We start from the raw sequence: 14,105 nt of genomic DNA, 5'->3' as shown, positions 1-14,105 counted from the left end.
GCGATGTGAACTCACTGAAACTCGCGAAAACCAGGATGGCCAAGTCGGTGCTGGACGCCGGCTGGGGCCAATTGAAAACCATGCTGGAATACAAATGCGATCACGCAGGCACGGTTTTCAAGGTTGTCAGCGAGAGAAACACCACCCAAACCTGTTCGAGCTGCAAGCAATTGCCGGACTCGAGGCCCAGAGGTATCGCAGGGCTTGGAATAAGGGAATGGACTTGTTGTGGGTGCGGTGCCACCCACGACCGCGACGTCAACGCCGCAAAGAACATTCTCGCGCTCGGGCATGAGCGTCCAGTTGTGGGAATCCCCGCCCTTTAGGACGGGGAGGATGTCAACCGAGTGATGTACTCTGCCAAAATCCTCGCAAATGCTTACAATCGCCCCCCTTTTTTTGCTCACTTACAGGCTTGGCAGTCCATGGCGCTCGATCCAACAACCATGTTGGTCCTTTCTATCGCGCTCGCAGCTTCTGCAGCACTCTATCTGGGCATTGAATGGCGCAGTGTCCGCGCTTCGTCGCTACTGTTCTGGAGCCTGGGTTTTACCACCATCACCGTCGGCTGTAGCCTGGCGTTGCTGCGCAACAGCGGCATCCTGATCATCGGCATCTGGTTCGCCAATGGCCTGCTGGTGCTGGCGCACTGGCTGTTCCTGCTCGGTGTGGCACGTTTCACGGAGGTCAGGCTGTCGCGCGCCTGGTATTGGCTGGCCGGGGTGTGGCTGGCCATGCTGTTATTACCTGAAGGGCCGCAGTGGTCGAAAACCATGCTGCTGGCCAACTCGCTGCTGGTCTCGATCGTGACCTTGCGGGCCAGTTTTCTGCTACGTCCGCATGGCCTTTCGTTGAGTGTCGGCGCGGCGCAACTGCGCTTTGTGCTGCTGGCCCATGGTCTGTTCTACCTGTGCAAAGGGCTGTCGGTGTTTGCGCCGGGCACGCTGGTCGATCTGGCGGCGTTGCGCGGTCATGTGATCCAGATTTCGCTGGTCGAGGGGGTGATCGCCATCATGCTGTTGGCGGTGTCGATGACCGGCACCGAGCGTTACCAGCGTGAAAAGCAGATCGCCCGGTTGGCCGCTCGCGACCCGCTTACCGCGCTGTATAACCGCCGCGCGTTCGAAGCCCGGGCGGTGCGTCTGCTCAGCGACGTTTCGGCTGCCAGACCAGCCGCCTTGCTGCTGATCGATATCGACAACTTTAAACCGGTCAATGACCTGCATGGCCATGCCGCGGGCGACCGGCTGCTGGTCATGCTCAGCGAGATGATCCGTGCGCTGGTGCCCAAAGGCGATCTGGTGGCGCGTCTGGGCGGGGATGAGTTCACGATCCTGCTGAGCAATGCGTCTTGCGAGTCCATCGAGGCCATCAGCAGTGCCTTGCGTGAGCAGTTTCAGCAGGCCGCGACAGACCACTTTCCGACACCGTTGCCGGTCACCTTGAGTGTCGGGGCCAACCTGTTCGGTGAGCCGCCGGTCAGCCTCACCGCGTTGATTGAGCAGGTGGACAAGGCGTTGTACGACTCCAAACGCAGCGGCCGCGATGCCTTGCGGATAGTCGATCAGACAGTCGGTCCCCAGCAAACATTGCAGGCCCAGTGAGGTTCCCGGCCTCCAGCAACCGGGGGCGCATGACGTTTGCGCCAACCAGGCATTAATATTTTGAAACATCAGCGCAGGCGCAGGTCGTAACCAGTGAGGGACTTATCCTTTCACTGCCAAAGGGCCTGCAATCATGATCACACCTGCGCAATACACCACCTACGCGCCCGACCGGGCGAGCCAGTCTGGCGTCTCCTGGGCGGCGATTTTCGCCGGTGCCGCAGGTGCGGCAGCTTTATCCATGATTTTGCTTTTGTTGGGCTCAGGGCTGGGCTTCGCGCTCTCGTCGCCCTGGGGGGATGAGGGCGTCAGCGCCAAGGCGCTGGGTATATCGACGATTGTCTGGCTACTGGTGACGCAGATCCTGGCGTCGGCGCTGGGTGGCTACCTGGCAGGCCGGTTGCGTGGCAAGTGGACCAACCTGCACGGCGATGAGGTCTACTTCCGTGACACCAGCCACGGCTTCCTGTCCTGGGCTGTGGCGACCCTGATCACCGCTGCACTGGTGGTCAGTTCGGTCGCTTCGACGGTCGGTAGCGTGGCTCAGGTCGGTGGTCAGGCGGCGGGCGCGGCCATGGCCGCCGGTGGTGCCACAGCGGTTGGCGCGATGAGCGATGGTCAGAATCAGGGTGACGGTGGCTACTTCATCGACAAACTGCTGCGCAGCGCCGACCCTTCCCAGGCCAGCCAGACCGACGCGCAAGGGGTGACCAGCCGCATCCTCAACAAGGCCTTGGCCGGTGATGGCCAGATGAACGCTGACGACCGTGCTTACCTGGCGCAGTTCGTCGCGCAACGCACCAGCATGACCCAGCAAGAAGCCGAGCAGCGCGTTGACCAAGTGTATGGCGAGGCTCGTCAAGCTATTGAAGACGCCAAGCTTGCGGCAAAAGAGGCCGCTGACACCGCTGCCAAAGTCGCCGCGCATACCGCGCTGTGGACGTTCATCGCCCTGTTGTGCGGCGCCTTCTTTGCCAGCCTTGCGGCGCTGTGGGGCGGTCGTCAGCGTGATCGCGCGCTGTGGATCGATGACCCACTGGAAACTGCCGCGCTGGAACGTGCCCGTCGCACTTGAGAGTTGATTTGACAATCACCCGGTCGTGACCGGGCAAGGAGCTAAATGATGCGTTCGCTATTGCTGTGGATTATTGGTGTACCCATTCCGGTGATCATCCTGATTGCCCTGTTGATGTGATGTCACCTGACGGCGGGCCTTAAAGCCCGCCGTCTTCATCTCAAGATTTGAAGCTGACTATTCCCGTAGGAGCGGCTTCAGCCGCGAAAACTTAGATTCAGGACTTGAAGCGCCCCACCAGTCCATTGAGTTCATCAGACAACTGCGACAAGCGGCCGGAGTCGGTCTGCGCCGAGTGCGCCAGGCTTTCCACCAGCCTTGCCTCGTCGTAGATCTGCTGGATATGCCGGTTAATGTCTTCAGCCACACTGTGCTGCTCTTCGGCAGCGGTGGAAATCTGCAGGTTCTGGTCACGGATTTCGTTGACCGACAACTGAATGCCTTCAAAGCTGTCGCGCGCACTTTCAATCGATGCCACGCTGGCCTGCGACAGCTCCAGGCAACTGTGCATCTTCTGCGAAACCTCCTGGGTCTTGCCGCCCAGCGCGTTGAGCAACTGATCGATCTCGCCGGTCGAGTCCGCCGTGCGCTTGGCCAGCGCGCGCACTTCATCGGCCACCACGGCAAAGCCGCGACCCTGATCACCGGCACGGGCCGCTTCGATCGCGGCGTTCAGTGCCAGCAGGTTGGTCTGCTCGGCAATCGCACGGATGGTGCCGAGAATCTGGTTGATGCTGCGGCTGCCTTCCTCAAGCTCGACCATCGCCTGCGACGACTCACTCAGGCGCCGGCCCAGCCGATTGACATGCTGGGTGCTCATCTCGATCTGCTGCTTGCCTTCAGCCACCCGGCTTTGCCCGCTCTCCGCCGACCCGGCAGCCGTGGTGCAGGCCCGCGCGACTTCGTTGGCAGTGGCGACCATTTCGTTGAACGCCGTGGACACCAGCTCAACGGCCTGGCGCTGACGGCCTGCCGCCTGATCCATATTGTTGGCCACTTCGCTGTTGACCCGCGAGGCGTCCTGCAGATTGGCCGAGGCCGCGCCGATGTGCTGGATCAACTGGCGGATGGCGGCGAGAAACTTGTTGAACCAGCCGGCCAGTTCGGCGGTTTCGTCCTTGCCCTGCACATCCAGATTGCGGCGCAGGTCGCCTTCGCCTTCGGCAATCGATTGCAAACCGGTACTGACCTGGCCGATCGGTTTGACGATCACCCGGGCAAATGCTGCTGCCAACGCCGCGAAGATCAGCACCAGCACCACGACGATGCCGACGATCAGGTAGCTGATATGCGTCGCCGCCGCCATGACTTCCTGATGCTCGATCAGGCCGATATAGCGCCAGCCAAGGCCGGGCGAGGTCCAGACGTTAGCCATGTAGCGCACGCCGTTGATCTCGACCTCGGTAGAGCCCTGAGTCGTGGCTGCCAGCTTGGCATATGGCTCGCCCAGGTCCTTGAGCGGCTTGAAGCCATGGCTCGGATCACGCGGGTCGACCAGCACCACGCCGTCTTCGATCAGCATCACGTAGCCGCTTTCACCCAGCTTGATGCTCTTGACCAGCTCGGTGAGGTTTTTCAGCGAGACACTGACGACAAACACCCCCTTGGGTTTGCCAGCGGTATCCAGCATCGCCCGCGCACTGCCGACCAGCGCCACGGCGTCTTTCTCATAGTAATAAGCCGGTGTGCGCACGGTCTTGCCGGGGCTGGCCATGGCCGCTTTGTACCAAGGGCGGCCACGTGGATCATATTTGGACAACTGCGGATCATCCGGCCACTTGGCATAAGTGCCGTCCTCCAGCCCGATAGACAGAATCGCCGCCGTCGGATGAGTCTCGCCATAGCGGGCAAACGCATCGATCACCTGCTTGGCCGCAGCTGGCAACGGCTGACTGGCCGCATCGGCAGGCTGATAGTTCTTCAGGCTGGCGACCGAGGTGTACTGCGGATCGGCGGCCATCTGGTCGACGTTGTGCTGGGTGCTGTCGAAAAACTGCCGGATATTGCCGTCGATCTGACGAATTTCACGGGTGCTGCTATCAATGAACTGATCGACCGCCTGCGAGCGGATGTTCAGCACCGAAATCACGGCAACCAGGCTCACAGGGATGAAAGCCACCAGTACAAAGGCCAGGACGAGTTTGTTCTTTATTTTCATTATGGCTACCACGGTCCGATGTGAAGGGGTCAATGGGGCATCGCGGGTGGATGGTAGCCATTGGATATTGCAAATTATGTCGGCGGGGTGGGGGAAATCTTGATGGGGCGGGCGGGGTTGGTTCAGGGGGCGTTCATAAGCTTGGAGGAGCAGCGGGCGGCGATCCGTCTTGCTAGCGAAGGGGGGCTTTAAGAACACTGAACATGCACAGACTGTCGCGCCGCAACGCGTCATCAAGAAGCAAAGGGGTAAAAGACGCCCATAAAAAAACCGGCTCAACTGGCCGGTTTTTTATATCCAAGTCTGCTAGTTGACTTGGAGGTGCTGCTGTTTGGTGCCCCGAGGGAGACTCGAACTCCCACTCCTTTCGAAAACGGATTTTGAATCCGCCGCGTCTACCAATTCCGCCATCAGGGCTCAATGGCCGCGAAGTATAGGGAGCACTCGACGCTCGGTCAACCATGATTTTTGAGGGTTTTTTACTATTCAGGGCAAACCGGCTAAACTTCCCGGCCCTGCTGGACGACCCCCCACCATCATGCGTGTTGCCGACTTTACCTTCGATCTTCCCGATGCCCTGATCGCGCGTCATCCGCTGGCCGAGCGCCGCGGTAGTCGCCTGTTGACCCTGGATGGCCCCAGTGGCGCCCTGGCGCATCGTCAATTCACTGACCTGCTGGAGCATCTGCGTCCTGGCGACCTGATGGTGTTCAACAACACCCGGGTGATTCCGGCGCGGCTGTTTGGCCAGAAGGCTTCCGGCGGCAAGCTGGAAATCCTTGTCGAGCGGGTGCTGGACAGCCATCGCGTGCTGGCCCATGTCCGTTCGAGCAAATCGCCCAAGCCGGGTACTGCGATCCTGGTCGATGGCGGTGGCGAGGCGACCATGGTTGCCCGCCACGATACGCTGTTCGAGCTGGCGTTCGCCGAGCCGGTGCTGGCGTTGCTCGACCGGGTCGGGCATATGCCGCTGCCGCCTTATATCGATCGCCCTGATGAAGGCGCGGACCGTGAGCGTTATCAGACCGTGTATGCCCAGCGTGCCGGTGCTGTGGCGGCGCCCACGGCAGGGCTGCATTTCGACCAGCCGCTGCTGGAGGCGATTGCCGCCAAGGGCGTCGAGACCGCGTTCGTGACCCTGCACGTGGGTGCGGGCACCTTCCAGCCGGTACGCGTCGAGCGCATCGAAGATCACCACATGCACAGTGAGTGGCTGGAAGTCGGCCAGGATGTGGTCGATGCCGTGGCGGCGTGCCGGGCGCGCGGTGGCCGGGTGGTTGCGGTGGGCACCACCAGTGTGCGGTCGCTTGAAAGCGCTGCGCGTGATGGTGTTTTGAAGCCGTTCAGCGGCGATACCGATATCTTCATCTATCCTGGCCGACCCTTTCATGTGGTCGATGCGCTGGTGACCAATTTCCATTTGCCTGAATCCACGCTGCTGATGCTGGTTTCGGCGTTTGCCGGTTACCCCGAGACCATGGCGGCCTATGCGGCAGCCATCGAGCAGGGTTACCGCTTCTTCAGTTACGGTGATGCGATGTTCATCACCCGCAATCCCGCGCCCACGGGGCCGCAGGAATCGATCCCGGAGGATCGTCCATGAGTCGCACCTGTCGTATGTCTTTCGAGTTGCTGGCCACCGACGGCAAGGCCCGTCGCGGTCGGCTGACGTTCCCGCGTGGCGTGGTGGAAACCCCGGCGTTCATGCCGGTGGGCACTTACGGCACGGTCAAGGGCATGCTGCCACGGGATATCGAGGCCATTGGTGCACAGATCATCCTCGGCAACACCTTCCATCTGTGGTTGCGCCCGGGCACCGAGGTGATCAAGGCCCACGGCGACCTGCACGATTTCATGCAGTGGAAAGGCCCGATCCTCACTGACTCGGGTGGTTTTCAGGTGTTCAGCCTGGGCGCCATGCGCAAGATCAAGGAGGAGGGCGTGACGTTTGCCTCGCCGGTGGACGGTGCCAAGGTGTTCATGGGCCCGGAAGAGTCGATGCAGGTGCAGCGTGACCTGGGCTCGGACATCGTGATGATCTTCGACGAGTGCACCCCGTATCCGGCGACCGAAGATGTGGCGCGCACGTCCATGGAGCTGTCGTTGCGCTGGGCCAAGCGTTCGAAGATCGCTCACGGCGACAGCGATGCGGCGTTGTTCGGTATCGTCCAGGGCGGCATGCACGAGAACCTGCGCAAGCGCTCGCTGGACGCGCTGGCCGAGATGGACTTCGACGGCCTGGCGATTGGCGGTCTGTCGGTGGGCGAACCCAAGCACGAAATGATCAAGGTGCTGGATTATCTCCCTGGCCAGATGCCAGCAGACAAACCCCGTTACTTGATGGGGGTAGGCAAACCCGAAGATCTGGTCGAAGGTGTGCGCCGCGGCGTCGACATGTTCGATTGCGTGATGCCGACCCGCAATGCCCGCAACGGTCATCTGTTCATCGACACCGGTGTCCTGAAGATCCGCAACGCGTTCCATCGCCATGATGATTCGCCGCTGGATCCGACCTGTGACTGCTACACCTGCCAGAACTTCTCTCGCGCCTATCTGCACCATCTGGACAAGTGCGGCGAAATGCTGGGTAGCATGCTCAATACGATCCACAACTTGCGGCATTACCAGCGGCTGATGGCTGGTTTGCGCGAGGCTATCCAACAGGGTAAATTGGCCGACTTCGTTGAAGTCTTCTATGCCAAGCGCGGCCTTGCGGTACCGCCTCTGGACTGAAACCAAAGAGTTTTTCCTGCTTTACATACTAATTATGCAAATGGAGCGCTAAATGAGCTTTTTCATCTCTCCCGCTTTTGCGGACGGTGCAGCACCGGCAGCTGCCGCAGGTCCTGCGGGTTCCGGTTTTGAGTGGATCTTTCTGGTCGGCTTCCTGGTCATCTTCTATCTGATGATCTGGCGCCCGCAGGCCAAGCGTGCCAAAGAGCAGAAAAACCTGCTGGGCAACCTGCAGAAGGGTGATGAAGTGGTCACCGCAGGCGGTATCGCCGGCAAAATCACCAAAGTGACTGACGACTTTGTGGTTATCGAGGTGTCTGACAACGTTGAGCTGAAAATTCAGAAAGGCTCGGTTGTCGCCACTCTGCCAAAGGGCACTTTGAAGGCGCTCTGAGTTTCATATCTACCAATCGACGGGGCGCGCAAGGCGCCCCGCGTTCTAAGCGGGCGGCGTGATGCTGAACAAATACCCTCTGTGGAAATACATTCTGATCGTTGCAGTACTGGCGATCGGTTTCATTTATTCCGCACCCAATCTCTACCCTGACGATCCGGCTATCCAGATCACCGGCACGAGCACGGCCTTGCAGGTCAGTCAGGCGGATGTCGATCGTGCCAGCAAGGCGCTGACCGATGCCGGCATTGCCGTCAAGGGTGCTTCACTGGCTGAGAATGGCAAGGGCGGTTTGCTGCGTCTGACCAAGCAGGAAGACCAGTTGCCGGCCAAGGATGTGATCCGCAAAGCGTTGGGCGACGATTACGTCGTGGCGCTGAACCTGGCCCGGACGACTCCGGCCTGGCTGAGCAACCTGGGTGCAAGCCCTATGAAACTGGGCCTGGACCTGTCTGGCGGCGTGCACTTTCTGCTCGAAGTCGACATGGACAAAGCCATCGACGCGCGCCTGAAAGTCTACGAAGGCGAAGTCAAAACCCTGTTGCGCAAAGAGAAGGCGCGCTATCGCAGCCTGCCGCAGCAGAACAACGTCATCCAGCTGGGCTTCAGCGACGATGCCGAGCGTGAGCAGGCGCGTGCCCTGATCCGCAAGAATTTCACCGATTTCGAAGTGACCCCGTCCGAGCTTAACGGCATTGCCACGCTGCGCCTGGCACTGACCCCGACCAAGCTGGCGGAGATTCGCGAATATTCGATCAAGCAGAACCTGACCACGGTCCGTAACCGGGTCAACGAGCTGGGCGTGGCCGAGCCGCTGGTTCAGCGTCAGGGCGCCAACCGTATCGTGGTCGAGCTGCCAGGCGTGCAGGACACTGCAGAAGCCAAGCGTATTCTCGGCAAGACTGCCAACCTGGAATTCCGTCTGGGTGCAGGTCCCGATGACAGCAAAGCCACCACCGAGATGTTCGAGTTCCGCGAGGGTGGCCGTCCGGCCGCTGCGGTCGAGCGTGCGCTGATCATCACCGGTGACCAGGTGACCGATGCTCAGGCCAGCTACGACGAACACGGTCGCCCACAAGTGAACATCAACCTTGATGGTCACGGTGGCGAACTGATGAGCCGCGCCACGCGCAGTAACGTGGGTCGCAGCATGGCGGTGATCTTCATCGAGCAGCGTCCGGTGACCACCTACGCCAAACAGGTCGTGGACGGGGTAGAGAAAGAAGTCCAGTTGCAGACCTTCAAGGAAGACAAGAAAATCATCAGCCTGGCGACCATTCAGTCGCCGCTGGGCAGTCAGTTCCGGATCACCGGTCTCAATGGCCAGGGTGAGTCTTCCGAGCTGGCCCTGCTGCTGCGTGCCGGTGGTCTGGCTGCGCCGATGTACTTCGCTGAAGAGCGCACCATTGGCCCGAGCCTGGGGGCTGACAACATTACCAAGGGCATCGATGCTTCGCTGTGGGGCATGTTGTTGGTGTCGCTGTTCATTATCGCCATCTACCGCTTCTTCGGTGTGATTGCGACCGTGGCCCTGGCCTTCAACATGGTGGCGCTGCTGGCCCTGATGTCCTTGCTGGGTGCGACACTGACCCTGCCAGGTATCGCCGGTATCGTCCTGACCATGGGTATGGCGGTCGACGCCAACGTACTGATCTTCTCGCGGATTCGTGAAGAGCTGGCCAACGGGATGACCGTGCAGCGGGCGATCAACGAAGGTTTCAACCGTGCCTACACGGCGATTATCGACGCCAACCTGACCAGCCTGCTGGTCGGCGGGATTCTCTATGCCATGGGTACCGGCCCGGTCAAAGGCTTCGCCGTCACCCTGTCGTTGGGGATCTTTACCTCCATGTTCACGGCCATCATGGTAACTCGCGCAATGATCAACCTGATCTATGGCGGGCGTGACTTCAAGAAGTTGTGGATTTAAGAGGCTGCCATGAAGTTATCAACCATCAACTTCATGGGCGTGCGCAACGTTGCGTTCGCCCTGACCATGCTCCTGACTGTGCTGGCGTTGTTCAGTTGGTCCTACAAAGGGCTTAACCTGGGCCTGGACTTCACTGGCGGTACGCTCATCGAGCTGACCTACGAGCAGCCTGCCGACCTGGGTAAGGTGCGCCAGGAGCTGACCAATGCCGGCTACCACGATGCAGTGGTGCAGAACTTCGGCGCGACCACCGACCTGCTGGTGCGCATGCCCAGTGACGACCCGCATCTGGGCACCAGCGTTGCCGACGCATTGCGCAAAAATGACGCCGGTAACCCGGTGACGGTCAAGCGTGTCGAGTTCGTCGGTCCGCAGGTGGGTGAAGAATTGCGCGACCAGGGCGGCATTGCCATGCTCCTGGCGCTGGGCGGCATCCTGCTGTACCTGGCGTTCCGCTTCCAGTGGAAGTTCGGTGTCGGCGCGATTGTCTCGCTGGTTCACGACGTGGTCGTGACCATGGGGATCCTGTCGTTCTTCCAGATCACCTTTGACCTGACCGTGTTGGCGTCGGTGCTGGCGATCATCGGTTACTCGCTCAACGACACCATTGTGGTCTTTGACCGGGTGCGTGAGAACTTCCGGGTACTGCGCAAGGCGTCGCTGATCGAGAACATCAACATCTCCACCACCCAGACCCTGCTGCGTACCATCGCGACCTCGGTGTCGACCCTGCTGGCGATCATTGCGCTGTGGGCGTTTGGTGGCGACAACCTCGAAGGTTTCTCCATCGCATTGTTTGTGGGTGTTCTGGCGGGGACCTACTCGTCGATCTACATCGCCAACGTGGTGCTGATCTGGCTGAAACTCAGTGCTGAAGATCTGATTCCACCGGTAACCACCGATAAGGTCGACGAACTGCCGTAAACGTCAGGCTTGTTCGAGAAAGGCGCGAGTGTTGAACTCGCGCTTTTTTTTATGCTCCAAGGCTGGGTAGATCGCAATAATTTTGCGCTTGAGAAGCTTTGGAGGTTCAAGTGAACAAGTCTCTGTTGGTGGGTGCCGTGTTGGGGGCCGTTGCTGTGACAGCCGGTGGCGCGTTTGCCACCTACAGTCTGGTCAAGGGACCTGAGTACGCTGATGTGCTGGCGGTCGAGCCGGTCAAACAGCAAGTCAAGACGCCGCGTGAGGTGTGCAAGGACGTGACCGTGACCCGCAAGGCGCCGGTCAAGGATGAGCATCAGATCGTCGGTACGGTGCTGGGGGCGGTGGCCGGTGGTTTGCTGGGCAACCAGGTCGGTGGCGGTAACGGCAAGAAAATCGCTACAGTGGCCGGTGCGGCCGGCGGCGGCTATGCCGGTAACAAGATTCAGGAAGGTATGCAGAATCGCGATACCTACACCACGACCCAGACTCGCTGCAACACAGTCAATGACATCAGCGAGAAGGTGGTTGGCTATGACGTGAAGTACCAGTTGGGCGACAAGACCGGCAAGGTGCGCATGAATGAAGAGCCAGGTAATCGTATTCCGGTCGACAAGAACGGCCAGTTGATTCTGGGTCAGGCCCAATAATCGGGATCACCTGATTCGGGTACAAAAAAACCGGTCATCAAGACCGGTTTTTTTATGCGGCTGCGATCAGCGTTTGATCGAAGCTGGCAGGTGTGGCGCGATGGAGGTCAGTACGGCCTTGAAGCACTTGGCGTTACCGGCCACCACATGGCCTTTTTCGAGGAATTCATGGCCACCGGTGAAGTCGCTGACCAGGCCGCCAGCTTCTTGAATCAGCAGGGCGCCCGCAGCGATATCCCACTCGGACAGGCCCGACTCCCAGAATGCGTCGAAGCGACCCGCAGCCACGTAGGCCAGGTCCAGGCTGGCGGCACCGGCGCGGCGGATGCCGGCGGTCTGGCCGATCAGGCTGCGGAACATGCCCAGGTAGTTTTCCAGGTTATCCAGCTGGTTTTCGCGGAACGGGAAGCCGGTGCCCAGCAGGGCGCCTTCCAGGCTGCGGCGCGAGCTGACACGCAGGCGGCGGCCATTGAGGGCGGCGCCGCGGCCACGGCTGGCGGTGAATTCTTCCTGGCGAACAGGGTCCAGAACCACGGCGTGTTCCAGGCGGCCACGGTATTTGCAGGCGATGCTGACCGCGAAGTGCGGAATGCCGCGTACGAAGTTGGTGGTGCCGTCCAGCGGGTCGATGATCCACAGGTAGTCGGCGCCTTCACCTTTGCCTGGGTGCATGCCGCTTTCTTCGCCAAGGATGCCGTGGTCCGGGTAGGCCTTGCGCAGTGCGGCGATGATGCTCTGCTCGGCAGCGCGATCAACTTCGCTGACGTAGTCTTTGGCTTCTTTTTCGTCAACCTTGATGGTATCCAGGCGCTCGATGGAGCGGAAAATCAATTCGCTGGCGTTGCGTGCGGCGCGCAGCGCGATATTCAGCATGGGCTGCATGGATAGGTCACCTAGGGCTGTTAAAGAGAGCCGGCCATTTTAGGGGCTGCGACAAATTATTTCCAGCGTGGTTTTGTTGCAGCGCTCCCCGGCAGACGAGTTGCAGCCCGTGTTCGTCCGTCGCCTGCGCGGCGAAGTGTCGCAAGCTTAATGGCGCAGGAACGCCTGTTTCTGTAAGATTTGCGCCCCTTGATTTTGTCAGTGAGCGCTTGCGGTGTTGCAGAACATTCGTGTTGTCCTGGTCGGTACCACGCACCCCGGTAATATCGGCGGGGCGGCCCGTGCCATGAAAAACATGGGCCTGACGCGCCTGGTGCTGGTCGAGCCGCGAGTCTTTCCGTCGCCGGAAGCAGATGCCCGAGCTTCCGGCGCCGATGACATCCTGGCGTCTACCCAGGTGGTGGCCAGTCTCGAAGAGGCGCTGACCGGTTGCAGTCTGGTGCTCGGCACCAGTGCCCGGGATCGCAGCCTGCCGTGGCCGATGCTTAACCCGCGCGAGTCTGGCGTGAAAGTCGTCGAGCAAGCTGCGCAAGGTCTGGAGGTGGCGCTGGTATTCGGTCGCGAGCATGCCGGCCTGACCAATGACGAGCTGCAGCGCTGTCACTTTCATGTCCACATTGCTTCCAATCCTGATTTCAGCTCGCTGAACCTGGCTGCTGCGGTTCAGGTGCTCAGCTATGAAGTGCGTACCGCCTGGCTGGCCGGGCAAGTGCCGGTTAATGCGCAGGCGAGTAATCAGCCTGCGCGTGAGAGCGAGCTGGCAACCATGGATGAGATGGAAGGTTTTTACGCGCATCTTGAGCAGACCCTGGTGGCAATCGGTTTTCTTGATCCTGAGAAGCCGCGCCACCTGATGGCGCGCCTGCGCCGCCTGTATGGGCGCAGTGAGGTCGAGCGACCGGAGCTGAGTATCCTGCGGGGCATCCTGACGGAGACTCAGAAAGCAGCACGTGGTGAACCCCATAAGCGGAAGGATCAGTGATGTTCGAGCGTTTGCGAGAAGATATTCAAAGCGTTTTCCACCGTGACCCGGCGGCGCGCAATGCCTTCGAGGTTCTGACCTGCTACCCCGGCATGCATGCGATCTGGCTGCATCGTGGGGCGCACAAACTGTGGCGTGCTGACTGCAAGCTGCTGGCGCGCATGGTTTCCAACTTCAGTCGCTGGCTGACCGGCATCGAGATTCATCCGGGGGCGAAGATCGGTCGGCGTTTCTTCATCGATCATGGGATGGGCATCGTGATTGGCGAAACGGCCGAGATTGGCGATGACGTGACCCTGTATCAAGGGGTTACTCTGGGCGGCACCAGCTGGAATGCCGGCAAGCGTCATCCGACTCTGGAAAATGGTGTGGTGGTCGGTGCCGGTGCCAAGGTGCTGGGGCCGTTCACGGTCGGGGCGGGGGCCAAGATCGGTTCCAATGCGGTGGTCACCAAGGCGGTGCCGGCCGGCGCGACGGCGGTGGGCATTCCGGGGCGGGTCATCGCCAAGCCAGACGATGAGACAGAGGCCAAGCGCAAGGCCATGGCTGAAAAGCTCGGCTTCGATGCTTATGGTGTCAGCCAGGATATGCCGGACCCGGTGGCGCGAGCGATCGGTCAGTTGCTCGATCACTTGCAGGCGGTCGACGTGCGCCTTGAGGGCATGTGTGGCGCGCTGAACAAGCTGGGCAGCGACTACTGCGCCGGTGAATTGCCGGAGTTGCGCGATGAGGTATTCGACTGCGTCAAGGACAATCCGGCCAAGGCCAGCGCTTGA

13 protein-coding genes and 1 tRNA gene are annotated in these 14,105 nt (G+C 60.5%); 11 read left to right on the top strand and 3 right to left on the bottom strand.

Annotated elements, in window-relative coordinates; translation table 11 throughout:
- The 3 genes from NJC38_RS20900 to NJC38_RS20890 all read left to right on the top strand — a co-directional run.
- Positions 1 to 326, top strand: a 326-nt coding sequence (locus NJC38_RS20900) for a transposase (protein WP_253116939.1), incomplete at its 5' end; no start/stop codon positions are given.
- A 99-nt stretch (positions 327 to 425) separates the two neighbouring features.
- Positions 426 to 1,604 carry a GGDEF domain-containing protein gene (locus NJC38_RS20895; RefSeq protein WP_253116938.1) on the top strand — a complete coding sequence of 393 codons (1,179 nt, stop codon included), beginning with the start codon at positions 426 to 428 and terminating at the stop codon, positions 1,602 to 1,604.
- A 133-nt stretch (positions 1,605 to 1,737) separates the two neighbouring features.
- On the top strand, positions 1,738 to 2,679 hold the full coding sequence (locus NJC38_RS20890) for a hypothetical protein (RefSeq protein ID WP_253116937.1): 942 nt from the start codon (positions 1,738 to 1,740) through the stop codon (positions 2,677 to 2,679).
- A 217-nt stretch (positions 2,680 to 2,896) separates the two neighbouring features.
- On the opposite strand, the gene NJC38_RS20885 is transcribed toward NJC38_RS20890, so the two are convergent.
- Together NJC38_RS20885 and NJC38_RS20880 are read right to left on the bottom strand one after the other, a co-directional pair.
- On the bottom strand, positions 2,897 to 4,837 hold the full coding sequence (locus NJC38_RS20885) for a methyl-accepting chemotaxis protein (RefSeq protein ID WP_253116936.1): 1,941 nt from the start codon (positions 4,835 to 4,837) through the stop codon (positions 2,897 to 2,899).
- A gap of 332 nt (positions 4,838 to 5,169) precedes the next feature.
- Positions 5,170 to 5,254, bottom strand: a tRNA-Leu gene (locus tag NJC38_RS20880).
- 121 nt (positions 5,255 to 5,375) lie between these two features.
- Between NJC38_RS20880 and queA the strand changes: the two genes are divergently transcribed.
- The 6 genes from queA to NJC38_RS20850 all read left to right on the top strand — a co-directional run bounded on the left by queA (position 5,376) and on the right by NJC38_RS20850 (position 11,465).
- Entirely contained in the window at positions 5,376 to 6,440 is a 1,065-nt protein-coding gene (queA, locus tag NJC38_RS20875) for a tRNA preQ1(34) S-adenosylmethionine ribosyltransferase-isomerase QueA (RefSeq protein ID WP_045482615.1), read from the top strand.
- A 14-nt stretch (positions 6,441 to 6,454) separates the two neighbouring features.
- On the top strand, positions 6,455 to 7,570 hold the full coding sequence (tgt, locus tag NJC38_RS20870) for a tRNA guanosine(34) transglycosylase Tgt (RefSeq protein WP_162484342.1): 1,116 nt from the start codon (positions 6,455 to 6,457) through the stop codon (positions 7,568 to 7,570).
- 52 nt (positions 7,571 to 7,622) lie between these two features.
- Positions 7,623 to 7,964 carry a preprotein translocase subunit YajC gene (gene yajC / locus NJC38_RS20865; RefSeq protein ID WP_045482610.1) on the top strand — a complete coding sequence of 114 codons (342 nt, stop codon included), beginning with the start codon at positions 7,623 to 7,625 and terminating at the stop codon, positions 7,962 to 7,964.
- Positions 7,965 to 8,025: 61 nt separating this feature from the next.
- Entirely contained in the window at positions 8,026 to 9,894 is a 1,869-nt protein-coding gene (gene secD, locus NJC38_RS20860) for a protein translocase subunit SecD (protein WP_045482609.1), read from the top strand.
- A 9-nt stretch (positions 9,895 to 9,903) separates the two neighbouring features.
- Positions 9,904 to 10,818, top strand: a complete 915-nt coding sequence (gene secF, locus NJC38_RS20855; RefSeq protein WP_045482606.1) for a protein translocase subunit SecF — start codon at positions 9,904 to 9,906, stop codon at positions 10,816 to 10,818.
- Between the two features lie 110 nt (positions 10,819 to 10,928).
- Positions 10,929 to 11,465, top strand: a complete 537-nt coding sequence (locus tag NJC38_RS20850) for a glycine zipper 2TM domain-containing protein (protein WP_045493718.1) — start codon at positions 10,929 to 10,931, stop codon at positions 11,463 to 11,465.
- A 66-nt stretch (positions 11,466 to 11,531) separates the two neighbouring features.
- Here the strand turns inward: NJC38_RS20850 and suhB are convergent, their stop codons facing one another.
- Complete coding sequence (suhB, locus tag NJC38_RS20845; RefSeq protein ID WP_045482604.1) at positions 11,532 to 12,347, bottom strand: inositol-phosphate phosphatase; 816 nt, start codon at positions 12,345 to 12,347, stop codon at positions 11,532 to 11,534.
- Positions 12,348 to 12,561: 214 nt separating this feature from the next.
- Here suhB and trmJ point away from each other — a divergent pair, with 214 nt between their 5' ends.
- Entirely contained in the window at positions 12,562 to 13,329 is a 768-nt protein-coding gene (trmJ, locus tag NJC38_RS20840; protein ID WP_253116935.1) for a tRNA (cytosine(32)/uridine(32)-2'-O)-methyltransferase TrmJ, read from the top strand.
- Positions 13,329 to 14,105, top strand: a complete 777-nt coding sequence (cysE, locus tag NJC38_RS20835; protein WP_045482599.1) for a serine O-acetyltransferase — start codon at positions 13,329 to 13,331, stop codon at positions 14,103 to 14,105. Before trmJ ends, cysE begins: the two co-directional genes overlap by 1 nt.

The sequence above is a fragment of the Pseudomonas sp. 21LCFQ010 genome (assembly GCF_024129905.1).
Lineage (GTDB): Bacteria > Pseudomonadota > Gammaproteobacteria > Pseudomonadales > Pseudomonadaceae > Aquipseudomonas.
This window is presented reverse-complemented; position numbering and strand designations above follow the sequence as displayed.

Excerpts from the sequence above, each read along its gene's own strand:
- NJC38_RS20895 (WP_253116938.1), top strand. The coding sequence starts at position 426 with ATGGCGCTCGATCCAACAACCATGTTGGTCCTTTCTATCGCGCTCGCA.
- NJC38_RS20890 (WP_253116937.1), top strand. The coding sequence starts at position 1,738 with ATGATCACACCTGCGCAATACACCACCTACGCGCCCGACCGGGCGAGC.
- NJC38_RS20885 (WP_253116936.1), bottom strand. The coding sequence starts at position 4,837 with ATGAAAATAAAGAACAAACTCGTCCTGGCCTTTGTACTGGTGGCTTTC.
- queA (WP_045482615.1), top strand. The coding sequence starts at position 5,376 with ATGCGTGTTGCCGACTTTACCTTCGATCTTCCCGATGCCCTGATCGCG.
- tgt (WP_162484342.1), top strand. The coding sequence starts at position 6,455 with ATGTCTTTCGAGTTGCTGGCCACCGACGGCAAGGCCCGTCGCGGTCGG.
- yajC (WP_045482610.1), top strand. The coding sequence starts at position 7,623 with ATGAGCTTTTTCATCTCTCCCGCTTTTGCGGACGGTGCAGCACCGGCA.
- secD (WP_045482609.1), top strand. The coding sequence starts at position 8,026 with ATGCTGAACAAATACCCTCTGTGGAAATACATTCTGATCGTTGCAGTA.
- secF (WP_045482606.1), top strand. The coding sequence starts at position 9,904 with ATGAAGTTATCAACCATCAACTTCATGGGCGTGCGCAACGTTGCGTTC.
- suhB (WP_045482604.1), bottom strand. The coding sequence starts at position 12,347 with ATGCAGCCCATGCTGAATATCGCGCTGCGCGCCGCACGCAACGCCAGC.
- cysE (WP_045482599.1), top strand. The coding sequence starts at position 13,329 with ATGTTCGAGCGTTTGCGAGAAGATATTCAAAGCGTTTTCCACCGTGAC.